This window comes from Mesorhizobium sp. ES1-6, from assembly GCF_020164775.1.
GTDB lineage: Bacteria > Pseudomonadota > Alphaproteobacteria > Rhizobiales > Rhizobiaceae > Mesorhizobium.
The window spans coordinates 122780-147579 of record NZ_JAIUGU010000001.1; the positions used below are offsets into that span (position 1 = coordinate 122780).

Below are 24800 nucleotides of genomic sequence, written 5' to 3' on the forward strand. Positions count from 1 at the left end.
AGGCGATCAAGCACGGCCTGCCGACGCGGCGCATCGAGTCCTGGCACTACACCGACCTGCGCCGTCTCTTGAATGCGGTGCCGGACTTCGATCCGGCCGCCGCAGCGAAAGCCATCGCGCCAATCGTCGACGGCTCGACGGTTTTGTCCCTGTTGAACGGCGTATCGAACGCCAAGGCGCCAACTGTCGAAGGCTTCAGCGTCCAGCGTCTGTCGGAAAAGCTGACCGACGGCAGCATCGCGCCGGGGCTCGACCCCTATGGCAGCGACGACGCCATCGGTGCGCTGAACACGGCCTTTGTCGCCGATGGCTACTTCATCGACATCGCCGATGGGACGGAGCTGGAAAAGCCGGTCGAGCTGCAGAACGTGCAGGCCGGCGGCCAGACCCATGTGCGCCTGCCGGTGCGCGTCGGCGCCGGCGCCAAGGCGGTCATCGTCGAGCGTCAGGCCGGTGACGGCGCGGCGCTGACCAGCTCGGTCAGCCAGCTCGTGCTCGGCGAAGGCGCCGAGGTGACCTGGCTGATCGTCCAGGAACAGCCCGAGACGGCAACGCATCTGGCGCAGTTCAAGGCCCATATCGGCAAGAACGCGAAGCTGACGCTGTTCGTCATGAACGCCGGCGGCAAGCTCGTGCGCCAGGAGATCATGGTCAGGACGACGGGCGAGGGCGCCGACTTCAAGCTGCGCGGCATCAACCTCCTGGCCGGCGACACCCATACCGACGTCACCATGGTGCTCGACCACGCCGTGCCGCACACGACTTCGACCGAGGTCATCCGCAATGTGGTGACGGGCAAGGCGCGCGGCGTGTTCCAGGGGCGCATCAACGTTCACCAATACGCGCAGAAGACCAACGCCAAGATGGCCTGCAACACGCTGCTTTTGTCGGACGACGGCGAGTTCTCGACCAAGCCGGAACTCGAAATCTTCGCCGACGACGTCGTCTGCGGCCACGGCGCCACGGTCACCGAGATCGACCACGACCATCTGTTCTACCTGATGGCGCGCGGCGTCGACGAAAAGAGCGCGCGCGGGTTGCTCGTGAAGGCGTTCGTGGCGGAAGTGATCGAGGAACTGGACGACGAAGCGATCGTCGAGGCGCTGGAAGCGCGGCTTGATGACTGGTTTGTGGCACATGGGTAGTGCGTTGGATTGGCCGATTATTGGTGGTCTTATTGAAAGCCTGAATTGGCTAACAATTACCACACCCTTCATTGCCGGATTTGCGGCCTACAATTGGGGGCAAACTGCGAATGAGGGGAAAGCCGTTCGAGCATTTGTTGGCATGCTCGCATTCATAGGGCTGGTAGCGATTTGGTACGTTCTACACAAATTCATCGCCTTCCCTCTTTGGATGGGATGGTTTCAATGAAAACTTACGATGTCGAAGCGATCCGCCGCGATTTCCCGATCCTGTCGCGCGAAGTCTATGGCAAGCCGCTGGTCTACCTCGACAACGGCGCCTCGGCACAGAAGCCGCGGGTGGTGCTCGACACCATCCAGCATGCCTATTCCCAGGAATACGCCAACGTCCATCGCGGCCTGCATTTCCTCTCCAATGCCGCCACCGACGCCTATGAAAAGGCGCGTGAGACGGTGCGCCGTTTCCTCAACGCGCCAAGCACCGACAACATCGTCTTCACCTCGAACACGACCTCGGCGATCAACACCGTTGCTTACGGTTATGGCATGCCCAATATCGGCGAGGGCGACGAGATCGTGCTGTCGATCATGGAGCACCACTCCAACATCGTGCCGTGGCATTTCATCCGCGAACGGCAGGGTGCAAAACTGGTCTGGGTGCCGGTCGACGATCTCGGCGTGTTCCACATCGAGGAGTTCGAGAAGCGCCTGACCGACCGCACCAAGCTGGTCGCCATCACGCAGATGTCGAATGCGCTGGGCACGGTGACGCCGATCAAGGAGATCGTCCGGATCGCGCATGCGCGGGGCATCCCCGTACTCGTCGACGGCAGCCAGAGCGCCGTGCATATGCCGATCGACGTGCAAGATCTCGATTGCGATTTCTTCGTCTTCACCGGCCACAAGGTCTACGGACCCTCGGGCATCGGCGTGCTCTACGGCAAGAAGGATAGTCTGGCGGGCATGCGGCCCTTCATGGGCGGCGGCGAGATGATCGAGGAGGTGACGGAAGACATCGTCACTTACAACGACCCGCCGCACCGTTTCGAGGCCGGCACGCCGCCGATCGTCCAGGCAATCGGGCTGGGTGCGGCGCTCGACTACATGGATTCCATCGGCCGTGAGCGCATCGCGGCTCACGAAGAAGACCTCAAGACCTATGCTCACGAACGCCTGCGCGCCATCAACTCGCTGCGCATCTTCGGCGATGCGCCGGGCAAGGGCGCCATCATCTCCTTCGAACTGCAGGGAATTCATGCCCATGACGTGTCGATGGTGATAGACAGGCAGGGTGTCGCGGTCCGTGCCGGCACCCATTGCGCCCAGCCGCTGTTGAAACGCTTTGGCGTAACCTCCACATGCAGGGCATCGTTCGGCATGTATAATACCAGGGCCGAAGTCGACGCTTTGGCCGAGGCGCTGGAAAAAGCGCGCAAGTTTTTCGGGTGACGACCATGGATGATGTGAGCACCACCGCAGAGACCGTATCGGCCGCCAACAGCGTGGTTTCCGCCTCGACGATCCCCGCCGACGAGCTGGCGCGGCTGACCGACGACATCGTCTCGGCGCTGAAGACCGTCTACGACCCGGAAATTCCGGCCGACATCTATGAACTCGGCCTTGTCTACAAGATCGACATCGAGGACGACCGCTCGGTCAAGATCGACATGACGCTGACCGCGCCCGGCTGCCCGGTGGCCGGCGAAATGCCCGGCTGGGTCGAGAACGCCGTCGGCGCCGTCGAAGGTGTTTCCGGCGTCGAGGTCAACATGACGTTCGATCCGCCCTGGACGCCCGACCGCATGTCGGAAGAGGCGCAGGTCGCGGTGGGTTGGTACTAGCGCCAAGCCTGGCACACTTGCGCCAGGGGTAAAACTTCACCATTTTAGGTGAGGAATCATTCGGCGGGCCTTGAACCCGCATGGAATGGAGATGGAAGAACATGGGACGCTTTGCCGTCATCACGATGACCGAAAAGGCCGCCGACCGGGTGCGCGAGATCGTCGCCACGCGCGACAACGCGCATGGCATCCGCCTTGGCATCAAGAAGGGCGGCTGCGCCGGCATGGAATATACGGTCGACCTGGTGACCGAGCCCAACACCAAGGACGACCATATCGAGCGCGATGGCGCCCATGTCTATGTGGCGCCGGAAGCCGCCCTTTTCCTGTTCGGCACCGAGATGGATTTCGAGCAGACGACGCTGCGCACCGGCTTCACCTTCCACAACCCGAACCAGAGTTCGGCCTGCGGCTGCGGCGAATCGGTCGAGCTGAAGCCCGCAGATCTCAAGGCGCTGGCGGAGGCTCGGGCGTCTGCCTAGCTTTCCTTCTCCCCGTCACTATACGGGGAGAAGGTGTCACGAAGTGACGGATGAGGGGCAGCGCCAGCCTCTCAAGAGTTCGCGCCGCCCATCTGCCTGCCGGCATCTTCTCCCCGTATAGGGACGGGGAAAAGAATCCTAATCCACCCACATGCCAGTCCGTTTATGCCAGTCGGCGATCGATTCCTCGGGATAGACGTCGAACGTCTTGTCGCCCTTGCCGATCTCGGGCTCGACCCAGTTCGCCTTGTATTTCAGCATCAGATGCACCTTTTCGGGCGGTTTCGGCAGGTCGCTGTCGATCGCCGAGGCGAAGGGGTGCACCAGGTCCGGCCAGGTCGGGTCGTAGAGCCAGAGTGCCGATCCGCATTTCTTGCAGAAATTGCGCTCGCCGGTCGAGACCTCGCAATGGGGATGCTCGTCGTCCTCGATCTCGGCCCGGTAGACGCCAAGGCTTCTCTTGCCCCTGATGTTCAGCGTGTCATAGTCGGCACCGAGATTGATGGCGAAACCGCCGCCGCCTTGCTGCTTGCGGCAGATCGAGCAGTAGCACAGCATGAACGGCACCGGTGTGTGGCTTTCCATCTCGAAGCGCACGGCGTTGCAGCGGCAGGAGCCTTTGAGCAGGACAGGCATGGCGGGAAACTCCGATGTTTTTCTCTCAACCTGTCAGCAACGCTTTGGTTGCGGCGATGACAAGTCCGCAGAGCGGTGACATGATCGCGGCATGGACAATGAACGCATCGCAGAACTGTTCGAGGGCCTCGGCCCGGTCTCGATCCGCAAACTCTTCGGCGGCAAGGGCATCTATTTCGACGGCGTCATCGTCGCCATCGTGCTGCGCGGCGAATTGCTGCTGAAGGCGGACGAGCAAAGCGTGCCGGACTTCGAAGCCGCCGGCTGCCGGCAATGGACATACACCGGCACGCGCCACGGCAAGCTGGTCGCCATGCCCTACTGGAGCATTCCCGACAGTGCCTTTGACGACCCTGACGAGATGACGGTGTGGGCGCGACGGGCTTATGAGGCAGGTCGAAGGGCTGGGAAGTAGCGGCGCCTACAAAGCCTTGGCGATGTCGGCCGCCAGCCTTGCATTGTTCTCGACCAGCGCGATGTTGGTTTTCAGGCTGCGCCCGCCCGTGAGTTCCAGGATTTTTCCCAGCAGGAACGGTGTCACCGCCTTGCCGGTGACGTTGAGGGCTTCGGCGGCCCTCTGCGCCGCTTCGATGTAGCCGGCCATCTCTTCGGCGGGGATTTCATGGTTCTCGGGCACCGGATTGGCGACCAGCAAGCCGCCGCTAAGTCCCAGGGCCAGGCGGGTCTGGTAGAAATGCGCGATGTCTTCCGGCTTGTACAAGGTCAGCGGGGCGCGGAACGGCGACTGCCGCGACCAGAAGGCGGGCATCGTCTCGCAGGCATGGCCGACGACGGGCACGCCGCGCGTCTCCAGCACCTCCAGCGTCTTTTCGATGTCCAGAATGGCCTTGGCGCCGGCAGAGACGACGATGACCGGCGTGCGCGCTAGTTCATCGAGGTCGGCCGAGATATCGAAACTCTTTTCGGCGCCCTTGTGCACGCCGCCAATGCCACCGGTGGCGAACACCTTTATGCCGACCATGTCAGCCGCGATCATGGTCGCCGCGACCGTGGTGCCACCGGTGCGCCCTTGCGCCACGGCGAAGCCAAGATCGGCGCGCGACAGCTTCATGGCGTCACCCGTCATCGCCAGCGATTCGCGCTCGCCGTCGGAGAGCCCGATCTTGATGCGGCCGTTGACCACGGCGATGGTTGCCGCCACCGCGCCGCCGTCAGCGATGATCTTTTCGACATTGGCCGCCATGGCGCCATTGTCGGGATAGGGCATGCCATGGGTGATGATGGTGCTTTCGAGCGCCACCACCGGGCGCCCGGCGGCCAGCGCCTGTGCCACGGGTGCGTGGATATCGATGAAAGGGCGGGCGGTCTCTGGCGTCATCTCTGATCTCCAATCCGACGGGCGGCGCATCCATCAGGAAAGCGCAAACGTCACGGCGGCACTATGAATTCGCCGGTCTCATGCCACTTCCCTGGCATCCGGCACAAGGGCCAGCGCTTCCGCGAAGCTCGCCGCGGAGAATTCGGGCACCGCATTGGCGCTTTCGATGGCCAGCGTCGCCGCCGCGACGCCTTCGCGCAGGGCCTGGCGCAGCGGCAGGCCGTGCAACAGCGCCGCCACCGTCGCGCCCGCCAGTGCGTCGCCGGCGCCGGTAACATCGGCGACTCTTCTCGGAGCAGGCGGCAGGATCGAAAAAGCGCCTGTGTCATCGAAACCCAGCACGGGCGCGCTGCCCGCCGTGACCACGCCGCTGGCAAGGCCGCTGCACCGCAGCCCGTCGATCACTTCCCGCTCGGCGGCACCTGCATCGACGCCAGCCAGGACAACGGCCTCCCGCCGGTTCATGAAGAGCAGAGCCAGTTCGCCAAGCACCGGTATCAGCCGCGTCACCTTGGCCGGCGAAATCGCTATGGCGAAAACCGGCTTGCCGGCGGCAAGCGCAACCAACCGCTCCAGCGCCGACGTCGGCAGATTGGCGTCGCACAAAATGGCATCGGCGGCGGCGATCGCTTCCCGGACCTTGGAGCGTCGCATCTGCTTGGGAAATGCCAGCTCGTAAAGCGCCATGTCGGCAAAGCCGACGATCAGCTCGCCTTCGCGATCGATCAGCGCCGTATAGCTCGGTGTCGTGCGGTCGAGGAACACGGCCGAAAGGTCGGCAATACCAGCCTCGGCGATAGCGCGGGAAACCGTATCTGCCCCCGCATCGCCGCCGCGCATCGACATCAGCGACGCCGATACGCCGCGCCGCACCATGCCGCGCAGCGCGTTGAAGACGCCGCCGCCCACATCCTCGCGCATCGTGCCGGGATTGGAGGCTGCCGGGACATAGGCGCCGGACACCTGGCCACGCCGGTCGATATGGGCGCCGCCCACGGCCAGTATCTCTGGGGATTTCACCATGGCGGCGATATGACCTTTGTTGTTGCGGCCGCACAAGCGCTAGAGTGCGCGACAGAGCTTCGCATGCAAGACCGCGATTCGGCTGAACGGGACGCGGGGGCCGGCTGGCCCAATGCCGGGCTTGTTCCTGCCTGGCGTTTCGAGACAAAAAAAGAACAAATCAGGATATTACTTGTTTTTCAATTGGTTGTTGCCTCTTGCCAAATGAGAACAAAAAAGGTACAAAATGCCAGGGATTACGGATTGTCCGGCCTTCATTGACGACCAAGGGGTGATGTATCATGGCTCAGAATTCTTTGCGGCTGGTAGAGGATAAGGCAGTGGACAAATCAAAGGCTCTGGATGCGGCGCTGTCGCAAATCGAGCGGGCTTTCGGCAAGGGCTCGATCATGCGGCTCGGCGCCAACGAGCAGGTCGTCGAGATCGAAACGGTGCCGACCGGTTCGCTCGGCCTCGACATCGCGCTCGGCGTCGGTGGCCTGCCGCGCGGCCGCATCATCGAGATCTACGGACCGGAAAGCTCGGGCAAGACGACACTGGCACTGCATACGGTCGCGGAAGCCCAGAAGAAGGGCGGCATCTGCGCCTTCGTCGATGCCGAACATGCGCTCGATCCGGTCTACGCCCGCAAGCTCGGCGTCGATCTCGAGAACCTGCTGATCTCGCAGCCCGACACCGGCGAGCAGGCGCTGGAGATCTGCGACACGCTGGTGCGCTCCGGCGCCATCGATGTTCTGGTGGTCGATTCGGTGGCGGCGCTGACGCCACGCGCCGAAATCGAGGGCGAGATGGGCGATTCGCTGCCCGGTCTTCAAGCTCGTTTGATGAGCCAGGCGCTGCGCAAGCTGACCGCATCGATCTCGCGCTCCAACACCATGGTCATCTTCATCAACCAGATCCGCATGAAGATCGGCGTCATGTTCGGTTCGCCCGAAACCACGACCGGCGGCAACGCGCTGAAATTCTATGCCTCGGTGCGCCTCGATATCCGCCGCATCGGCTCGGTCAAGGACCGCGACGAGGTGGTCGGCAACCAGACCCGCGTCAAGGTGGTCAAGAACAAGCTGGCGCCGCCCTTCAAGGTGGTCGAATTCGACATCATGTATGGCGAGGGCGTCTCCAAGACCGGCGAACTTGTCGATCTCGGCGTCAAGGCCGGCGTGGTCGAGAAGTCGGGCGCCTGGTTCTCCTACAATTCGCAGCGTCTCGGCCAAGGCCGCGAGAATGCAAAACTGTTCCTGCGCGACAATCCCGACACCGCGCGCGAGATCGAGCTGGCGCTCAGGCAGAATGCCGGATTGATCGCCGAAAAATTCCTCGAGAATGGCGGCTCCGAGGGCAATGGCGACGACGGTTTTGAGGACGAAGCCGGCGCGATGTAGGGCAACGCCAGAGTTTGGCCATAAATCCAGCCTATTATCCGGTGCTTAAGTAACAGAGTTCTTTAGTACCGCGTTCAAAACCGCCGGCCTTCGCGCCGGCGGTTTTCGTTTTTGGGGCAGGGCGGAGCCGGCCTGGCGAGCTTATTTGGCCCAATTCCGTGTTTCTGGACAGGGTGGGGCGTGCCCGCTAAAAGGCCATGTCTGCCTTCTGAAAGGCAGAGCCAGTTTCCGCCGGCCGTGCCGGCGGTTTTCGCGAAAAGGCAGAGTCATGAGTGGCGTGAACGAGATCCGGTCGACATTCCTCGACTATTTCCGCAAGGAGGGCCATGAGGTCGTGGCCTCGAGCCCGCTCGTGCCGCGCAACGATCCGACCTTGATGTTCACCAATGCCGGCATGGTGCAGTTCAAGAACGTCTTCACCGGTTTGGAGAAGCGGTCCTATTCGCGTGCCACGACCGCCCAGAAAAGCGTTCGCGCCGGCGGCAAGCACAATGATCTCGACAATGTCGGCTACACCGCGCGCCACCTGACCTTCTTCGAGATGCTCGGCAATTTCTCGTTCGGCGATTATTTCAAGGAGCGCGCCATCGAGCTTGCCTGGAACCTGATCACCAAGGAATTCGGGCTGAAGAAGGACAAGCTGCTGGTCACCGTCTACCACACGGACGACGAGGCGGCCGGCTTCTGGAAGAAAATCGCCGGTTTCTCGGACGATCGCATCATCCGCATCGCGACCTCGGACAATTTCTGGGCGATGGGTGACACCGGGCCCTGCGGCCCGTGCTCGGAAATCTTCATCGATCGTGGCGAGCATATCTGGGGCGGCCCTCCCGGCAGTCCGGAGGAGGATGGCGACCGCTTCCTCGAATTCTGGAACCTGGTGTTCATGCAGTATGAGCAGGTGACGAAGGAGGAGCGCGTCGACCTGCCGCGCCCGTCGATCGACACCGGCATGGGCCTGGAGCGCATGGCGTCCATCCTGCAGGGGGTGGAAAGCGTCTTCGAGACCGACCTCTTCCGTCACCTGATCGATGCGGCGTCCTCCGCGCTGGGCCGCGCGCCCGATGCCGAGACGGTGGCATCCTATCGCGTCATCGCGGATCACCTGCGCTCGTCCTCCTTCCTGGTCGCCGACGGCGTGTTGCCGTCGAGCGAAGGCCGCGGCTACGTGCTGCGCCGCATCATGCGCCGCGCCATGCGCCACGCGCAGCTGCTCGGTGCGAACTCGCCGCTGATGTGGAAGCTGGTGCCGGCGCTGGTGCGCGAGATGGGACAGGCCTATCCCGAACTGGTGCGCGGCGAACAGCTGATCACCGAGACCCTGAAGCTCGAGGAGACACGGTTCCGCAAGACGCTGGTGCGCGGCCTCGGCCTGCTCTCGGAGGCGACGGAAACGCTTGGTGCCGGCGACATGCTTGATGGCGAAACGGCGTTCAAGCTCTACGACACCTACGGTTTTCCGCTCGATCTGACGCAGGACGCACTGCGCGAGCGCAACATCTCGGTCGATCTTGCCGGCTTCACCAATGCGATGGAGCAGCAGAGGGCGGAGGCGCGCAAGCACTGGGCGGGATCCGGCGAGGCGGCCACCGAGACGGTGTGGTTCTCGGTCCGTGAAAAGACCGGCGCCACCGAATTCCTCGGCTACGAGACTGAAGCTGCCGAAGGCCTCATCCAGGCCCTGGTCAAGGACGGCAAGACCGTCGACAGCGCCGGCAAGGGTGATGCGGTTGCCGTGGTCGTCAACCAGACGCCGTTCTATGGCGAATCCGGCGGCCAGATGGGTGACACCGGCGTGATATCGGGCGAGGGGTTCTCGATCGAGATTTCCGACACGCAGAAGAAGGCCGACGGCCTGTTCGTGCATCTGGGCAAGGTGGCCAGCGGTACGGTCAAGACGGGCGTCGCGGTCGAACTCAAGGTCGACCACGCCAGGCGTTCCAGGCTGCGCGCCAACCACTCCGCGACGCATCTGATCCATGAGGCGCTGCGCGAGGTGCTGGGCACCCATGTCGCGCAAAAAGGCTCGCTGGTCGCGCCCGAGCGGCTGCGCTTCGACATCTCGCACAACAAGCCGATCTCGCCGGAGGAACTCGAGGAGGTCGAGCGCATGGCCAACGAGATCGTCGTGCAAAACAGCCCGGTGACTACCCGCCTGATGTCGGTCGACGACGCCATCGCCGAGGGCGCCATGGCGCTGTTCGGCGAGAAGTATGGCGATGAGGTGCGCGTCGTCTCGATGGGTACCGGCCTGCATGGCGCCAAGGCCAACCGGCCCTATTCGGTCGAGCTTTGCGGCGGCACGCATGTCCGGTCAACCGGCGATATCGGCCTGGTGCGCATCGTTTCGGATGGCGCCGTGGCGGCAGGCGTACGCCGCATCGAAGCACTGACCGGCGAAGCCGCGCGCAAGCATCTCGACGAGCAGGACCGGCGCCTGAAAGCGACCGCCGCCACGCTGAAGATCTCGCCGGCGGACGTGCCGGCGCGTGTCGAAGCGCTGCTCGAGGAGCGCAAGAAGCTCGAAAAGGATCTGACCGAAGCACGCAAGAAGCTGGCGCTGGGGGGCGGCGCGGGAGCTGGCGCGCCCGTCGAAAACGAAGTGGTCGCGGGCGTCGGCTTCCTCGGCAAGTCGGTCTCGGGTGTCTCGCCGAAGGATTTGAAGCCGCTGGCCGATGCCGGCAAGACTTCATTGGGCTCCGGCGTCGTCGTGTTCGTCGGCGCTGGTGAGGATAACAAGGCCAGCGTCGTGGTCGCCGTCACCGACGACCTCGTCGGCCGTTTCAGCGCCGTCGACCTGGTTCGCGTGGCCTCCGCCGCCTTGGGCGGGCAGGGCGGCGGCGGCCGCCCCGACATGGCCCAGGCCGGTGGTCCGGACGCCTCGAAGGCCAATGAAGCTATCGCGGCGGTGAAGGCGGCGCTGGAGGCGGCTTGAAGCTCCGATGAAGGTCCTTGTTCTTGGCGGCTACGGACTGATCGGAGAAGCCGTCCTTGAACGCCTCGTCGAGGACGGCCACGATCTTCTCGGGCTCGGCCGCGATGTACGCGCGGCGCGGCGGCGCTGGTCCGGCGTCCAATGGATCGCGGCGGACATGTCGCGCCTGCTGGCAGCGACGGACTGGATCCCCTTGCTTGCCGGCATGGACGTGGTGGTGAATGCCGCCGGCGCCCTGCAGGACGGCCCGCGCGATCAATTGGATGCCATCCACCGGGGGGCGGTGACGGCACTCGTTACCGCCTGCGAGCAGGCGGGCGCGCGTGGGCTGGTGCAGATTTCGGCCATTGGCGCCGACCTTGCTTCCGAGAGTGCCTTCTTCCGCACCAAAGCCGAAGGCGACACCGCGGTTATGGCCTCGTCCCTGGACTGGACAATCCTGCGGCCTGGCCTTGTCATCGCGCCCGCCGCCTATGGTGGAACAGCACTGTTGCGCGCCCTTGCGGCGGTGCCGGGATTCATTCCGGTGGTGTTCGCGGACCGGCCGATCCAGACTGTATCGGTGGCGGATGTCGCCGAGGCGGTGTCACGCGCGGTTGCAGGGCGGGTGGAGCGCGGGCAGGTCATCGACCTGGTCGAGGAAAAGCCCAGACCGCTTTCCGCGGTGCTGCTTGCGTTTCGCGCCTGGCTCGGCCTGCCCGAAAGGCCTGTCGTGGCGATGCCGGCGATCTTCGGCAGGGCTGCCGGCCTGGTGGCGGATGGGCTCGGTCTGCTCGGTTGGCGCTCTCCCTTGCGCAGTGCCGCGCTTGCCGCGCTGGAGCGGGGTGTCACGGGCGATGCGACGGCCTGGACCTCGAGTGCCGGTCGCCCGCCACGGTCGCTCGAAGCGACACTGACGGCTATGCCGGCGCATGTCCAGGAGCGGTGGTTTGCGCGCCTGTGGCTGCTGAAACCGCTTGTGCTAGGCGTTCTGTCGGTGTTCTGGCTCGCATCCGGCCTTGTCGGCTTTGTCAGATGGGACGCGGCGGCCGACATTCTCGTCTCGCACGGCCTGTCGCCAGCCCTGGCGCGTGCGGCGGTTCTCGCCGGAAGCGCCGCCGACACGCTGGTTGGCGCCATGGTTTTAGTGCGGCCGCTCGCGGCGAGGGCGCTGATCGGGATGATGGCCATCACCTGCTTCTACCTCGTGGCAGCGACCGTGTTTTCTGCCGATCTCTGGCTCGATCCCCTTGGGCCGCTGGTCAAGGCCGTGCCCGCGCTTTGTCTCGCTCTGCTGGCTCTGGCGATATTGGACGAGCGATGAGCGTCTGGGCCGACATTCTGCGCTGGCTGCATGTAATCGGCGCCACGGTTCTTTTCGGCACCGGTGCCGGCATCGCCTTCTTCATGCTGATGGCGCAACGCACCGGTCGCGCCGAACTCGTTGCCCATGTCGCTGGCACCGTCGTGATCGCCGACACGATCTTCACGGCAACGGCGATCATCGTCCAGCCGATCACCGGTGTGCTGTTGGCGCGGGCGGTGGGTTGGCCGCTCTCCGAAGGCTGGATCGTGCTGTCCTTGCTGCTCTATGTCGTGGCCGGCCTGTTCTGGCTGCCGGTGGTCTGGATTCAAATCCGGATACGAAATCTGGCGCGGCAGGCGGTTCTCGAAAACGCGGCGCTGCCCACGGAGGAAAAGCGCCTGTTTCGCATCTGGTTTGCCTGCGGTTTTCCAGCCTTTGGCGCGGTGCTTGCGATCCTCTGGCTGATGGTCACCCGGCCGCAAATCAGTTTCTAATACGCCTGCCGCCTGGATGTTTCGAAGGCCGGTCCGGAGAAAGATATGCCGACACTGACCATGTATCAGGCCGATGCTTTTGCCGACCGTGTCTTTCAGGGCAACCCTGCAGCAGTCCTCATCCCTGAAGGACTGGCTGCCGGACGAGGTCATGCAGGCGGCGGCCAAACATGGCGCATGCGCGTCAAGAGCGCCTTGCAGCCTTTAGCGCGCGCGTCATTCTGGTGGAGTCGCCCCAGGTGGACAGCCAGATCAGGATGTCGGTGGCGATTGAGATCATCGCCCGTAGAAGCTTCAGCAATGGGCCGGGCGATTTCAGCTGCGCTTCGGCGTGATGAAGATGCGCAAGCTCTTCCTCGCGGATTTCCAGGATGATGCCGTGCAACTCACGATCGCGACCGGCGAGGAAAAACAGCTGATCGTCGAGATGGCGATGCACCGCCGCTTCGACCGCTGCGGTGCAGGCCCAGATGCCTTGCGGACCGAGCACGGCGGTTACGAAACCCAGCAGCCAACCGCCCCAGCTCCAGAACTGCATCACCCGGCACGGCCGCGAACGTCGCGATGGCATTGCTGCACGGAAGGCCGCGCAATGAGTGCGCTCGTGCCCAAGCATCTCCGACAAAGACGGCACGCAATCCGGCCAGAAGTACTCAGCGACAAGAATCTGCGCTGAATAGATCCGGATCGCGCCGAACTCACCGGCATGATTGACCCTGACTATTCTGGCCACTGTGAGTGCGTCCTGGTGAGTAAGGTCAGCCATGGCCGCCCACGCCTATGTCAGCCGGTCGGCAAAGCCCGGCCGCTTTGCGATGTGGTTCCACCAAGTCTGGATATCTGGGAATTCGGCGAGCAGGTTTTGCCCCTCGGCGACCTTGAGGAAATAGGCGATGATGGTCACTGCATGCAGGTCGGCCAGCGTCAGCCGGTCTCCCATCAGCCACGGCCCTGGAGCCTTCAATGACGTCAACACCCGCAGCACTGTGGCCGCTTGCCGAAGTCCGTTGGCAATCAGCGCATCATCGGGCGTCACCTTCTCCAGCCGCTCGACGGCGACATCCCAGACCATGGCCCGATAGGCATAGGCGTCGAGCATGCCGACGATCTGGTTCATCGTTGCGCGACTGCGTGGCTTCTCGGGCTGCAACGGCGGGCCGTCAAAAGCCTCGTCGACATAGCGGGCAATCGCGCTGGTCTCGAACAGGCGAAACCCATCATGCTCGAAGGCCGGGATGCGGCCGAACGGGTGATACTCGACATACCAGCCGGGAATGCCCTCGGCGGCAAAGACATCGACCGGCACAAGTTCGTAGTCGATGCCCTTTTCCGCCAGCACGAGGCGGACGATGCGCACATAGACGCTGTAGTCCGCCCCGTAAAGGATGGGCTTGGCCACGGCGATCCCCTCCCGGGTCTCGGCTGCTTACGCCATCGCTTTCTGCAGATTCTCGTCGATCTTGTCGAGGAAGCCGGTGGTCGACAGCCAAGGCTGGTCAGGGCCGATCAACAGCGACAGGTCCTTGGTCATGAAGCCGCTCTCGACGGTCTGGATGCAGACTTTTTCCAGCGTCTCGGCGAAGCGCTTCAGTTCGGCATTGTCGTCGAGCTTGGCGCGGTGGGCGAGGCCGCGCGTCCAGGCGAAGATCGAGGCGATCGAATTGGTCGAGGTTTCCTCGCCCTTCTGGTGCTGGCGATAGTGACGGGTGACCGTGCCGTGCGCGGCTTCGGCTTCCACCGTCTTGCCGTCCGGCGTCATCAGCACCGAGGTCATCAGGCCGAGCGAGCCAAAGCCTTGCGCCACCGTGTCGGACTGGACGTCGCCGTCATAGTTCTTGCAGGCCCAGACATAGCCACCCGACCATTTCAGGCTCGACGCCACCATGTCGTCGATCAGGCGGTGTTCGTACCACAGCTTCTTCGACTTGAACTCGGCCTCGAATTCAGCCTCGTAGACTTCCTGGAAGATATCCTTGAAGCGGCCGTCATAGGCCTTGAGGATGGTGTTCTTGGTCGACAGGTAGACGGGATAGTTGCGCAGCAGGCCGTAGTTCAGCGACGCGCGGGCGAATTCGCGGATCGACTCGTCGAGATTGTACATGGCCATGGCGACGCCGGAGCCGGGCGCGTCGAACACGTCGTGTTCGATGACCTGGCCGTCCTCGCCGACGAACTTGATCGTCAGCTTGCCCTTGCCGGGGAAGCGGAAATCGGTGGCGCGGTACTGATCGCCGAAGGCGTGACGGCCGACGATGATCGGCTTGGTCCAGCCGGGCACCAGACGCGGCACGTTCTTCATGATGATCGGCTCGCGGAAGATGGTGCCGCCCAAAATGTTGCGGATGGTGCCGTTGGGCGACTTCCACATCTTCTTCAGCTTGAATTCCTCGACGCGCTGCTCGTCGGGGGTGATCGTCGCGCATTTCACGCCGACGCCGTATTTCTTAATGGCGTTGGCCGAATCGATCGTCACCTGGTCGTTGGTGGCGTCACGATGCTCGATGCCGAGGTCGTAATATTCGAGCTTGAGGTCGAGATAAGGGTGGATCAGCTTGTCCTTGATGAACTGCCAGATGATGCGGGTCATCTCGTCGCCGTCGAGTTCGACGACCGGGTTCGCCACCTTGATCTTCGCCATGGAAAGAATGCCTCGTTGCTGGGATTGGGACGGCCTTGCCCGTGTGGCGTTCGGCCGGGGGATGCCGCCCGTATATCAAAGCGCTTTTGGCCACGCAAACGGCGATCGGTCACGAATGTGAGGCCATGGCCGCGTCATTTGCGAATGCTTCATTTTCGCGGCCGAATATGGCAGGGGACGCTGAAATGCCGCAAACAGCAGTTCATTGACAATCATGCCAGCCACCGAAGACACCACCATCCTCTCAGCCGCCGGCCCGGCGATCATCCTCGTCGAGCCGCAGCTTGGCGAGAATATCGGCATGGTCGCCCGCGCCATGGCCAATTTCGGCCTGGCCGAACTGCGCCTGGTCAATCCTCGTGACGGCTGGCCGAGCGAGAAAGCGCGCGCCGCGGCCAGCCGCGCCGACCATGTCATCGACGCGGTCAAGGTGTTCGACGATCTGGCCTCGGCGCTTGCCGATTTGAATTTCGTTTTCGCCACCACCGCCAGGCAGCGCGACGGCTTCAAATCCGTGCGCGGCCCGGTGGAGGCGGGCAGGATGCTGCGCGCCCGTCATGGAATGGGACAACGCACCGGCATCCTGTTTGGCCGTGAGCGCTTCGGTCTCTACAATGACGAGGTTGGCCTCGCCGACGAGATCGTCACTTTTCCGGTCGATCCGGATTTCTCGTCGCTCAACATCGCCCAGGCGGCCTTGCTGATGTCCTATGAGTGGATGAAGTCGGGCCTGGAGCACGAGACCAGGACGAATTTTACCGGCCCGGACATGAAGCCGGCCAGCAAGGAAGAATTGCACGGCCTGTTCGCCTATCTGGAAGGCGCATTGGAAGCGCGCGGCTATTTCCGTCCAGCGCCGAAGAAGCCGAAGATGGTCGACAATCTGCGCGCGGTGCTGACGCGTGCCGGCTTTGCCGAACCGGAGCTGAAGGTGTTGCGCGGCATCATCTCGTCGCTCGACCGGTTTTCGCCGGCGATGCCGCGCGGTGATGGGTCACCGGGAGATGATCCGCGGCGCTTGCCCGCGGCCGCCGCGCGCGCCCGCAAGTCGGAGGCGGCTGGCCAGATACCGGACGCAAACGGCGACGACACGGAACCGCCGCCGCTGGGCGGCAAGGGAACCGACAATGACTGAGCAGCCGATCCTGATGTTCGATTCCGGCGTCGGCGGGCTCACCGTGTTGCGCGAGGCGCGCGTCCTGATGCCCGACCGTCGCTTCATCTATGTCGCCGACGATGCCGCTTTTCCCTTTGGCGCCTGGGAAGAGCCGGCGCTGCGGACCCACATACTCGAACTGTTCGCCAGGCTGCTTGACAGGTTCAGCCCGGTCATTTCAGTCATCGCCTGCAACACCGCCTCGACGCTGGTGATCGACGCGCTGCGCGACAGATTTCCCGGCCATCCGTTCGTCGGCACCGTGCCAGCGGTCAAGCCGGCGGCCGAGCGCACCCGCTCCGGCCTGGTTTCGGTGCTGGCGACGCCGGGCACGGTGAAGCGCCAGTATACGCGCGACCTGATCAGCAAATGGGCGCGGAAATGCCATGTCCGCCTGGTCGGCAGCGACAGGCTGGCGGGCCTGTCCGAAGCCTATATGCGCGAGGGCTTCGTCGACGAGGAGGCCGTGCGCGCCGAGATCGCGCCATGCTTCATCGAGCGCGACGGCATGCGTACCGACATCGTCGTGCTGGCTTGCACGCATTATCCCTTCCTGGTCAATCGCATGCGCAAGACCGCGCCCTGGCCGGTCGACTGGATCGATCCGGCCGAGGCGATCGCACGGCGAGCCCTTTCGCTGCTGCCACCCATCGATGGCGCGCTGCCGCAAGGCGAACCAGATATCGCCGTTTTCACTTCGGGCAAGGCGGATTTCGCCGTCAGCCGGCTGATGCAGGGGTTCGGGCTGACCGTACACTTGGACGGTGGCAAAACCGCCCGCCACTCAAGCAGGCTCGAAGACGATGCTGCGTCGGCCCGGATCGGCCAGGGCCAGCTTTAGCGTCAGAGCATCGCCCTGTCGGAGCCCCGAGGCCTTTACGGTGGCAACGACAGGCATGTCGGCAAGCTGAACGCGCACGCCATGGTCGACGATGTCGGTGACGACTGCCTTGAACGTCTCACCCTCGCGGCCTCTGAGCATCACCGCTTCGGCAAGGTCGATGGCGGCATGGTTGATCTGCGAAGCCCGGCTATCGGCACGTCCCATCGCCTTCGGCAACCTGGCGAAAGCGTCGGTGACAGGCTGGGTCATGGGCTGGCCGTTGGCGATAGCCAGCGCGCAGCGCACGACGTAGCGATCGGCCAGTCGCCTGAGTGGCGCGGTTGAATGGGCATAGGTCGCGGCCATCGCCTCATGCCAGGGGACAACGTTGTCCTGGTAAGGTTGATAGGAGGCTCCGGGACTTGCGTGGCGGATTTCCAGCATCAGCGCCGCTTGTCGCGGATCGGTCGGATCAAGGGTTCGCTGGTAGTCTCTCAGGCTGGTCGCGGCCGGCCAGGACAGTCCGAGAGCCTGTGCCGCGTTGCGCAGTCTTTGAACCTTGAAAGCATCCGGCCCCGACATCACCCGAAACAAACCGGTCTGGTGCGCCAACATGGCATCGGCAATCGCCATGTTGGCGGCCAGCGAGAGTGCGGCGTTGTCCTGCTCGGATTGCAGCAGCGGCCTGAATGAAAGCCGGTATGTGCCATCGGCAAGCCTTTCCACCTCCTGCTCGGGCGGGTCGACGCGGGAAGCGCCTCGGCGTTCTTCGTTTGCCGCCATGCGCCGCGCCATTTCAGCGAAGCCGGCCGGAACGTCCGAGGCTTTCACGCTGTCATAGGCGAGCTTCGCGCGGCTTTGAATGATTGCCCGCTCGGCGCCGTCCAGCTTCACCGCACCATCCTGCGCAACCCGAACCGTGAAGATGACAGACGGGCGGGGTCCATCAGGCAACAGGCTGGCCGCACCCTCGGAAATCACCGGCGGGTAGAGCCCGGCCTTGCCGTCCGGCAAGTAGAACGTCTCGCCCCGCGTCCAGGCTTCGCGGTCTATCGCGTCGCCGTCCGCGACGAACCAGGCGACGTCGGCAATGGCATAGTGCAGCAGAAGATCACTGCCGCTCGTCTCGATCGAGAACGCCTGATCGAGATCGGTGGAAGCAGCCGGATCGAGCGTGACGAAGGGCATACCGGTTCGATCGGCGTGCTGGTTGGGTACGCGTTTGGCTGCCGCCTCCGCCGCGGCCATCACCTCGGCCGGAAACCCATCCGGCACGTGGAATTCGGTGCGGATTTTCGCCAGGCCGGTCGAGAGAGCCTGTGAGGGATCGGTCAGGGATTTCATTCAACCGTCCTACACTGGGGCCCCGGACACGGGAAGGCCGTTGGCGCTGGAACTGCCGCGCAGGCGCTGCGTTTCTCCTAACAGCGAAGGAGAACCCGTCATGCCAGCCACCTCGAAAGCCCAGCAGAAAGCCGCCGGCGCCGCACTCTCCGCCAAACGCGGCGAGACCAAGAAAAGCGAACTCAAAGGCGCGTCCAAGGGCATGTATGAATCGATGAATGAAAAGCAGCTCGAGGAATTCGCCGAAACCAAGCGGAAGGGATTGCCGGAGAAAAAATCCTAGCGTCGAACGCATCGAACCAGGGCTATCGCTTACAAACCCTGGAATGAAAATGGGCCAGCGACATTCGCTGGCCCGGGGATTGTGGCTTCGAACAGCCTTACCAGCGGCAGCGCCGTACTCTCTCGACAATCACCCTGCGATGGCCATGCCGCCACACCACTCGCTTCTTCACGATGATGCGGCAGACCTGCTTGTGGCCGTGCCAATGGCGCGCCATGGCCGGCTCCGGGGCCACCGCCATCGATCCTGCAAGCACTGCGGCGCCTGCCAGGGTAAGGAAAAACTTCTTCATGTAGTTTGGCTCCTCTAAGGTCCAGTCCCTTCCTGGTGCCGCTGGCGCTAACCTCCCGCCACATCCGGCATCGCATAACGCCCCGGACGCTATACGGTTGCGTTGCGCGGCGCCACTCGCAAGCTTGACAGCGGTTAAATCTGGGTTTAACCACCCCGCCAACGCCGGGCAGCGATGTCCGGTGTTTCTTTTGTATACGCAAGATTGGTCGGCCTGGTCTTTCCGATCTTGTTTGAACTGACGTGTCCCGTGGGTTTTCCGCCGCGTTGCGTGGGAAAACCCTGTCAGGTCTCGAAAACGGAGGCCAGAGGAGGGCGCGTTTCCTTCACCCGGACCATGAGGTGCCGGGTGTGTTGTTTTTGAAAAGGGAATGCGATGAGCAAGCGCGAATCCGCGAAATACAAGATCGACCGTCGTCTCGGCGAAAACATCTGGGGCCGCCCGAAGTCCCCAGTCAACAAGCGTGAATACGGCCCCGGCCAGCACGGCCAGCGCCGCAAGGGCAAGCTTTCCGACTTTGGCCTGCAGTTGCGCGCCAAGCAGAAGCTCAAGGGTCACTATGGCGACGTTTCGGAAAAGCAGTTCCGCAAGGTCTATGAAGAGGCCGACCGCCGCAAGGGCGACACCTCGGAGAACCTGATCGGCCTGCTCGAGTCGCGTCTGGACGCGGTCGTCTACCGCGCCAAGTTCGTGCCGACCATCTTCGCCGCCCGCCAGTTCGTCAACCACGGCCACGTCAACGTCAACGGCAAGCGCGTCAACATCGGCTCGTACCGCTGCAAGCCGGGCGATGTCGTCGAAGTGCGCGAAAAGTCGAAGCAGCTGGTCATCGTCCTGGAGTCGGTCGGCCTCGCCGAGCGCGACGTGCCGGACTACATCGAAGCCGATCACAACAAGATGGTCGCGACCTTCTCGCGCATCCCCGGCCTGGCGGACGTCCCGTTCGCCGTGCAGATGGAGCCTAACCTGGTCGTCGAATTCTATTCGCGCTAAGCGAACGCTTTTCTGCGATATCGGAAAGGCCGCCTTCGGGGCGGCCTTTTGTTTTCCGGCATCCGCTTTGCCGTATCGATTTTCCGGCCGATGCGCTAATCCGGGCGGACGTCACATTCAGGGGCCGCCGCGCCATGAACATGCTGCCAGACATCGAAACGCTTGAACCGGCCGCCGAGGGCGGCTCCCACCCGCTGTTCGCCGATGTCCCGTCCTCGGTCGAGTTCAACAAGCTGCGCAAGCGGCTGCTGCGGTTGACACGCCAGGCGATCGAGGACTTCGCGATGGCGAAGCCCGGCGAGCGCTGGCTGGTCGCGCTGTCGGGTGGCAAGGACTCCTACGGTCTGCTCGCCCTGCTGCTGGACATGAAATGGCGTGGGCTACTGCCTGTCGACTTGCTGGCCTGCAATCTCGACCAGGGCCAGCCGAATTTTCCAAAAAATATCCTGCCCGACTATCTCGATGCGAACGGCATCGCGCACCGCATCGAGTACCAGGACACCTATTCGGTGGTCACCGACAAGTTGCCGCAAGGCAGCACCTATTGCTCGCTCTGCTCTCGGCTGCGGCGCGGCCATCTCTACCGGATCGCGCGCGAGGAGGGCTGTTCGGCCCTGGTGCTAGGCCACCACCGCGAGGACATACTCGAAACCTTCTTCATGAACCTGTTCCATGGCGGCCGTCTCGCCGCCATGCCGCCAAAACTGCTCAACGACGAAGGCGACGTCATGGTGTTGTGGCCGCTGAGCTACTGCGCCGAGGTCGATCTGGAGAAATTCGCCGCCGCGATGCGGTTCCCGATCATCCCCTGCGATCTCTGCGGCAGCCAGGAAGGCCTGCAACGCAACGCCATGAAGGCGATGCTCGATGACCTGGAAAAGCGCATGCCCGGCCGCAAGGACACGATGCTTCGTGCCCTGTCCAACACCAGGCCGTCGCATTTGCTCGACCGAAAGCTGTTCGATTTCGCCGCCCTCAATGAAACCCTCGCGATCAGGCAAGACATTTCCAATGACATTTGACGATACCGCGATCGACTGGCTGGCCGGGATTCTGGCCGAGGCAGCCCAGGCTGAAATCATGCCGCGCTTTCGCCGATTGAGCGACGGCGACGTCAGGCGGAAGACCTCCGCCGCCGACCTCGTGACGGAGGCCGATGTCAACGCCGAGCGGCTGATCACCGCCAGGCTGCGCGAGCGCTATCCCTCGGCCATGGTGGTGGGCGAGGAGGGGCTTGCTCCGACAATCCGGCGCTGCTCGATGGCTTGGGCGATGCCGAACTGGCGTTCACCGTGGACCCAGTGGACGGCACCTTCAATTTCGCATCCGGCGTGCCGCTGTTCGGCGTCATGCTGGCGGTCGTGGTCAGGGGCGAGACGGTCGCGGGCATCATCCATGATCGGTGGGCAAGGATTCGCTGATCGCCGCCAAGGGGGCCGGCAGCCATATCAGGCATGCTCATGGCAGCCTGGAGAAAGTCCATGTGGCTGCACCCGTGCCGATCTCGCAAATGACCGGCGCGGTCTCCTGGCAATATCTCGAGGAGCCGGAGCGCTCACGACTGGCGCGCAACCAGACCAAGGCGCTGTCGCAATTCGCCTATCGCTGCGCCGCCCACGAATATCGCTTGCTGGCGAGCGGACATGCGCATTTTGTCGTCTACAACAAGCTGATGCCCTGGGATCATCTGCCCGGCGTGCTGATCCATCAGGAAGCCGGCGGTCATGCCGCGCGCATCGACGGCAGCGCCTATCTGCCGTCGCATGTCGATGGCGGCCTGCTTGTCGCGCCCGACCAGGACAGCTGGCAGAACCTGCGCCGCGAACTGTGGGCGGAATAGGTTGTACCGGTAGGCCCCGGCCGGCAGCAGATCAGTGCAGGTCGGTGACGTGCCCTGAAACAGGAGCGTTCTGCGGCTGGAACATCTTGCCGCGCTCGGCAATCAGGATCATCAGCAGTGCCGCGACCGAGACACTGCAGAAACCGGCGGCCAGCGGCGTCACCGTGCCGTTGAAGGCTTGGCCGATCAGCGTGCCGAGAATGCCGCCGAGAAACGTCTGCATGAAACCCAGGATGGATGACGCCGTTCCGGCCAGTTGGCCAAGCGGCTCCATGGCCAAGGCGTTGAAATTGGCGCCGAGGCAGCCGAACGGCAGCATGGCGCTGGCAAAGAAGGTGATGAACAGCCAGAGCGGCATCTTCATTTCCAGGGAAATCACCAGCCAGGCCAGGCTGATCACCAGAAACAGCAGCAGCGCGCCCTGCGAGAGGCGGCGCATGCCGATGCGGCCGACAAGGCGCGAGTTCAGATAGTTGGAGAAAGCGAGCACGCCGGCGACACCGGCGAAGATGACGGGAAACATCTCGCCGACATTGAAGATGTTGACGTAGATCTGCTGGGCCGAGGCGATGAACCCGAACATGGCGCCGAAGATGAAAGTGCTGGCGAAGGCATAGCAGAGCGCGATGCGGTTGGTGAGCACGATGCGAAAGCCGCCGACAATGGAGGACACCGTCAGCGGCCGCCGATATTCGGGATGCAGCGTCTCTGGCAGGCGCAGCAGCGACCATGCCGACACGACCAGAGCGCCGACGGCCATGGTGACGAAGATCCAGTGCCAGGTCGCGAACAGCATGATGAACTGGCCGATGCCTGGCGCCACGACCGGAATGGCCATGAACACCATGAAGATCAGCGACATGACCTCGGCCATGCGCCGGCCGTCGAATGTATCGCGCACGATCGAGACGGCGATCACGCGCGTGGCGGCCGCGCCGATGCCTTGCACGGCGCGGCATATCAGAAGTGTCTCGAAGCTCGGCGCGATCGCTGCCGCGGCGGCCGCCGCCACGTAGATGATAAGGCCGGCCACGAGTGGCGCGCGCCGTCCGTAGCGGTCCGAGATCGGCCCGAAGAACAGTTGGCCGCCGCCGAAACCCAATATGTAGGCGGTGACCACATATTGCCGGTGGTTTTCATTCTCGACGCCAAGCGTGGCGCCGATCTGTTGCAGCGCCGGCAGCATGATGTCGATGGCCAGCGAATTGAGCGCCATCAGCGCCGCGCAGAGCGCGATGAACTCCCAGCGCGGAATGGGCAACTGGCTTGCCCAGGGCAAGGTGCTTGCCCCTTGCGGCGCTGATTTCTGCTGGTCCACGGCAAGTCCGATCTCTCAAACGAAAACGCGCCGGCGGGCCGGCGCATTGGCTCGTGCTGATCCCGGGATCCGGGACATAAATATTGCCGAGGTGGGTGAGCCCCGGTGCCCAGGCATGTCGACGACATGCCTTAACTTGAAATCAGGCGGCGCCTTTGACGCTCACGCCCTTTTCGACCAGGAACGTCTGCAACTCGCCGGCCTGGAACATCTCGCGGATGATGTCGCAGCCGCCGACGAATTCGCCCTTGACATAGAGCTGCGGGATCGTCGGCCAGTTGGAATAGTCCTTGATGCCCTGGCGCAATTCGGCGGAGTCCAGCACATTCACGCCTTTGTAGTCGGCGCCGATGTAGTCGAGAATCTGGACGACCTGGCCGGAAAACCCGCATTGCGGAAAGCCGGGCGTGCCCTTCATGAAGAGGACGACGTCGTTGCCCTTCACTTCATTGTCGATGTAGTCGTTGATACCGCTCATGGAATATCCTTTCACGCCCGTGGGAGCCAGGCTCGAAGCATGTCTTTCAAATAAACCCATAGGGTGCCCGAAACAAGACTTTAGCCATGCCATCACTCGAATGGCGCAAAGAATGGGCTGTTTTGGGCCAAGCGTGTCGGCTGGAAATGCCTCAGTCGGGAACGCTGGTCTGCAGTGCCAGCGCGTGCAGCACGCCGCCCATATTGCCCTTCAGCGCGTCATAGACCATCTGGTGCTGCTGGACGCGGCTTTTCCCCCGAAAGCTCTCGGCCACGACTTCGGCCGCGTAGTGGTCGCCATCGCCGGCAAGGTCGCGGATGGTCACTCTCGCGTCGGGGATGCCGTCCTTGATCAGTTTTTCGATGTCGCGGGCGTCCATTGCCATTGCAGAAATTCCTGTTTTCGGGAGGGCGGCGGCGTGGCGGCCCGTGCGATGAGAGTCGGGCGAGCCTAGAGCCTTTCCAATCCTTATTGAAGCGGTTCCGTCCAGTGTCCGGTCGGTTGGTGTTCAGGAGATGGTTTCGCCGGGCTCCTGCGCCGGCTCGTCCTCACGCGTCGAAAAGGCGCGGCCGAGGCTGAAGACCAGCACATAGAGGGGAAGGTTGACCACTATGTCAGCGATCGGCAGATAACTGGTCATCCGCCACGCAGGCGAGAAGAACGGTTGGCCGTAGCCATCGCAGATGAGCGAAGACCCATACTCCCACAAAGCTCCCAAGACCGCCGAGACGGCGAAAAGCTTGATGCAGGTAACGATGTGCCTTGCCCGCGTCGGATCCGGCAGGAGCCAGCTCCAGAGCACCAGGCAGCCGATAGGAATCGCATAGATCAGGTTCTGCAGGACAAGCATCGGCAGCGTGCCATTTGCCGAAGTCAGGAACTGCTCACGCCTTTCCAACAGCGGACAAACCTCGCTGGAGGTCGTCGCCAGCAGGAAGAAGACGAATGGCCCGAGGCACCAGAAGAAGAACAGCGACGGCCAGAAAACGACTGCAAGCAGCGCCCGAGCGGTCAGTTCCTTATTGTTGGGCATGATCTTTTCCGAAAACCGGCTCCACTTTTCGGGATCATGC

At 63.2% G+C, this 24800-nt stretch carries 29 protein-coding genes and 1 pseudogene; 17 read left to right on the forward strand and 13 right to left on the reverse strand.

Going from position 1 to position 24800, the window contains the following annotated elements; all coding sequences use genetic code 11:
- Positions 1–46 precede the first annotated feature (46 nt).
- Positions 47–238, reverse strand: a complete 192-nt coding sequence (locus tag LB564_RS31695) for a PEP-CTERM sorting domain-containing protein (protein ID WP_224534353.1) — start codon at positions 236–238, stop codon at positions 47–49.
- Here LB564_RS31695 and sufD point away from each other — a divergent pair.
- From sufD to sufA, 5 genes are all read left to right on the forward strand, one after another.
- Positions 153–1145 carry a Fe-S cluster assembly protein SufD gene (sufD, locus tag LB564_RS00645; RefSeq protein ID WP_224534355.1) on the forward strand — a complete coding sequence of 331 codons (993 nt, stop codon included), beginning with the start codon at positions 153–155 and terminating at the stop codon, positions 1143–1145. The genes LB564_RS31695 and sufD overlap by 86 nt on opposite strands.
- The gene (locus LB564_RS00650; RefSeq protein WP_224534356.1) at positions 1120–1374 is read left to right on the forward strand and encodes a hypothetical protein; all 255 of its coding nucleotides are present in this window, start codon (positions 1120–1122) and stop codon (positions 1372–1374) included. The genes sufD and LB564_RS00650 overlap by 26 nt, the downstream gene beginning before the upstream one ends.
- Entirely contained in the window at positions 1362–2594 is a 1233-nt protein-coding gene (locus LB564_RS00655) for a cysteine desulfurase (protein WP_224534358.1), read from the forward strand. The genes LB564_RS00650 and LB564_RS00655 overlap by 13 nt, the downstream gene beginning before the upstream one ends.
- A gap of 5 nt (positions 2595–2599) precedes the next feature.
- Positions 2600–2986, forward strand: coding sequence for an SUF system Fe-S cluster assembly protein (locus tag LB564_RS00660; RefSeq protein WP_224534360.1), 387 nt, complete (start codon positions 2600–2602; stop codon positions 2984–2986).
- A gap of 101 nt (positions 2987–3087) precedes the next feature.
- Complete coding sequence (gene sufA, locus LB564_RS00665) at positions 3088–3468, forward strand: Fe-S cluster assembly scaffold SufA (RefSeq protein ID WP_013532156.1); 381 nt, start codon at positions 3088–3090, stop codon at positions 3466–3468.
- A gap of 138 nt (positions 3469–3606) precedes the next feature.
- On the opposite strand, the gene LB564_RS00670 is transcribed toward sufA, so the two are convergent.
- Entirely contained in the window at positions 3607–4104 is a 498-nt protein-coding gene (locus tag LB564_RS00670; protein WP_224534361.1) for a GFA family protein, read from the reverse strand.
- 91 nt (positions 4105–4195) lie between these two features.
- Between LB564_RS00670 and LB564_RS00675 the strand changes: the two genes are divergently transcribed.
- Positions 4196–4519 (forward strand): TfoX/Sxy family protein, encoded by a 324-nt coding sequence (locus LB564_RS00675; protein ID WP_140706761.1) that lies wholly within the window; start codon positions 4196–4198, stop codon positions 4517–4519.
- A gap of 6 nt (positions 4520–4525) precedes the next feature.
- Here LB564_RS00675 and LB564_RS00680 read toward each other — a convergent pair whose 3' ends face one another.
- Both LB564_RS00680 and LB564_RS00685 read right to left on the reverse strand, forming a co-directional pair.
- The gene (locus tag LB564_RS00680; protein ID WP_224534363.1) at positions 4526–5443 is read right to left on the reverse strand and encodes a pseudouridine-5'-phosphate glycosidase; all 918 of its coding nucleotides are present in this window, start codon (positions 5441–5443) and stop codon (positions 4526–4528) included.
- A 78-nt stretch (positions 5444–5521) separates the two neighbouring features.
- Positions 5522–6466, reverse strand: a complete 945-nt coding sequence (locus LB564_RS00685) for a carbohydrate kinase family protein (protein WP_224534365.1) — start codon at positions 6464–6466, stop codon at positions 5522–5524.
- A gap of 9 nt (positions 6467–6475) precedes the next feature.
- Between LB564_RS00685 and LB564_RS00690 the strand changes: the two genes are divergently transcribed.
- The 5 genes from LB564_RS00690 to LB564_RS00710 all read left to right on the forward strand — a co-directional run bounded on the left by LB564_RS00690 (position 6476) and on the right by LB564_RS00710 (position 12562).
- On the forward strand, positions 6476–6727 hold the full coding sequence (locus LB564_RS00690) for a hypothetical protein (RefSeq protein ID WP_224534367.1): 252 nt from the start codon (positions 6476–6478) through the stop codon (positions 6725–6727).
- Positions 6728–6747: 20 nt separating this feature from the next.
- Complete coding sequence (gene recA / locus LB564_RS00695) at positions 6748–7848, forward strand: recombinase RecA (protein WP_013895892.1); 1101 nt, start codon at positions 6748–6750, stop codon at positions 7846–7848.
- 268 nt (positions 7849–8116) lie between these two features.
- The gene (gene alaS, locus LB564_RS00700; RefSeq protein WP_224534369.1) at positions 8117–10783 is read left to right on the forward strand and encodes an alanine--tRNA ligase; all 2667 of its coding nucleotides are present in this window, start codon (positions 8117–8119) and stop codon (positions 10781–10783) included.
- 7 nt (positions 10784–10790) lie between these two features.
- Positions 10791–12086 (forward strand): SDR family oxidoreductase, encoded by a 1296-nt coding sequence (locus LB564_RS00705; protein WP_224534370.1) that lies wholly within the window; start codon positions 10791–10793, stop codon positions 12084–12086.
- Positions 12083–12562: a DUF2269 family protein gene (locus tag LB564_RS00710; protein ID WP_224534372.1), complete on the forward strand. Its 480-nt coding sequence runs from the start codon at positions 12083–12085 to the stop codon at positions 12560–12562. The genes LB564_RS00705 and LB564_RS00710 overlap by 4 nt, the downstream gene beginning before the upstream one ends.
- A gap of 184 nt (positions 12563–12746) precedes the next feature.
- Here LB564_RS00710 and LB564_RS00715 read toward each other — a convergent pair whose 3' ends face one another.
- From LB564_RS00715 to LB564_RS00725, 3 genes are read right to left on the reverse strand one after another with little or no spacing between them, the layout of a single operon-like run.
- Positions 12747–13328, reverse strand: coding sequence for a demethoxyubiquinone hydroxylase family protein (locus LB564_RS00715; RefSeq protein WP_224534375.1), 582 nt, complete (start codon positions 13326–13328; stop codon positions 12747–12749).
- A gap of 12 nt (positions 13329–13340) precedes the next feature.
- Positions 13341–13961 (reverse strand): glutathione S-transferase family protein, encoded by a 621-nt coding sequence (locus LB564_RS00720; protein WP_224534378.1) that lies wholly within the window; start codon positions 13959–13961, stop codon positions 13341–13343.
- Positions 13962–13988: 27 nt separating this feature from the next.
- A complete protein-coding gene (locus tag LB564_RS00725; protein WP_064991552.1) occupies positions 13989–15200 on the reverse strand; it encodes an NADP-dependent isocitrate dehydrogenase in 1212 nt (403 codons plus the stop codon).
- Positions 15201–15414: 214 nt separating this feature from the next.
- Here LB564_RS00725 and LB564_RS00730 point away from each other — a divergent pair, with 214 nt between their 5' ends.
- Positions 15415–16335 carry an RNA methyltransferase gene (locus LB564_RS00730; RefSeq protein WP_224534380.1) on the forward strand — a complete coding sequence of 307 codons (921 nt, stop codon included), beginning with the start codon at positions 15415–15417 and terminating at the stop codon, positions 16333–16335.
- Positions 16328–17197, forward strand: coding sequence for a glutamate racemase (murI, locus tag LB564_RS00735; RefSeq protein WP_224534382.1), 870 nt, complete (start codon positions 16328–16330; stop codon positions 17195–17197). The genes LB564_RS00730 and murI overlap by 8 nt, the downstream gene beginning before the upstream one ends.
- On the opposite strand, the gene LB564_RS00740 is transcribed toward murI, so the two are convergent.
- Positions 17141–18523 carry an RNB domain-containing ribonuclease gene (locus LB564_RS00740; protein ID WP_224534385.1) on the reverse strand — a complete coding sequence of 461 codons (1383 nt, stop codon included), beginning with the start codon at positions 18521–18523 and terminating at the stop codon, positions 17141–17143. The genes murI and LB564_RS00740 overlap by 57 nt on opposite strands.
- Positions 18524–18623: 100 nt before the next feature.
- Between LB564_RS00740 and LB564_RS00745 the strand changes: the two genes are divergently transcribed.
- Positions 18624–18806, forward strand: a complete 183-nt coding sequence (locus LB564_RS00745) for a DUF3008 family protein (RefSeq protein ID WP_015318153.1) — start codon at positions 18624–18626, stop codon at positions 18804–18806.
- Between the two features lie 97 nt (positions 18807–18903).
- Here the strand turns inward: LB564_RS00745 and LB564_RS00750 are convergent, their stop codons facing one another.
- Complete coding sequence (locus LB564_RS00750) at positions 18904–19098, reverse strand: hypothetical protein (RefSeq protein WP_140706743.1); 195 nt, start codon at positions 19096–19098, stop codon at positions 18904–18906.
- A gap of 375 nt (positions 19099–19473) precedes the next feature.
- On the opposite strand from LB564_RS00750, the gene rpsD reads away from it, so the two are divergent.
- The 3 genes and pseudogenes from rpsD to LB564_RS00765 all read left to right on the forward strand — a co-directional run bounded on the left by rpsD (position 19474) and on the right by LB564_RS00765 (position 21931).
- Positions 19474–20091 (forward strand): 30S ribosomal protein S4, encoded by a 618-nt coding sequence (gene rpsD / locus LB564_RS00755; protein ID WP_013895883.1) that lies wholly within the window; start codon positions 19474–19476, stop codon positions 20089–20091.
- 134 nt (positions 20092–20225) lie between these two features.
- Positions 20226–21113: a tRNA 2-thiocytidine(32) synthetase TtcA gene (ttcA, locus tag LB564_RS00760; protein ID WP_224534387.1), complete on the forward strand. Its 888-nt coding sequence runs from the start codon at positions 20226–20228 to the stop codon at positions 21111–21113.
- Positions 21103–21931, forward strand: a pseudogene (locus tag LB564_RS00765) (inositol monophosphatase family protein). Before ttcA ends, LB564_RS00765 begins: the two are co-directional and overlap by 11 nt.
- Positions 21932–21962: 31 nt before the next feature.
- On the opposite strand, the gene LB564_RS00770 reads toward LB564_RS00765, so the two are convergent.
- From LB564_RS00770 to LB564_RS00785, 4 genes are all read right to left on the reverse strand, one after another.
- Complete coding sequence (locus tag LB564_RS00770) at positions 21963–23249, reverse strand: multidrug effflux MFS transporter (protein ID WP_411910199.1); 1287 nt, start codon at positions 23247–23249, stop codon at positions 21963–21965.
- 142 nt (positions 23250–23391) lie between these two features.
- Complete coding sequence (gene grxD / locus LB564_RS00775) at positions 23392–23727, reverse strand: Grx4 family monothiol glutaredoxin (protein ID WP_013895877.1); 336 nt, start codon at positions 23725–23727, stop codon at positions 23392–23394.
- Between the two features lie 151 nt (positions 23728–23878).
- Complete coding sequence (locus LB564_RS00780) at positions 23879–24112, reverse strand: BolA/IbaG family iron-sulfur metabolism protein (RefSeq protein WP_056562227.1); 234 nt, start codon at positions 24110–24112, stop codon at positions 23879–23881.
- 123 nt (positions 24113–24235) lie between these two features.
- Positions 24236–24760 (reverse strand): hypothetical protein, encoded by a 525-nt coding sequence (locus LB564_RS00785; RefSeq protein WP_224534388.1) that lies wholly within the window; start codon positions 24758–24760, stop codon positions 24236–24238.
- Between the last annotated feature and the right edge of the window lie 40 nt (positions 24761–24800).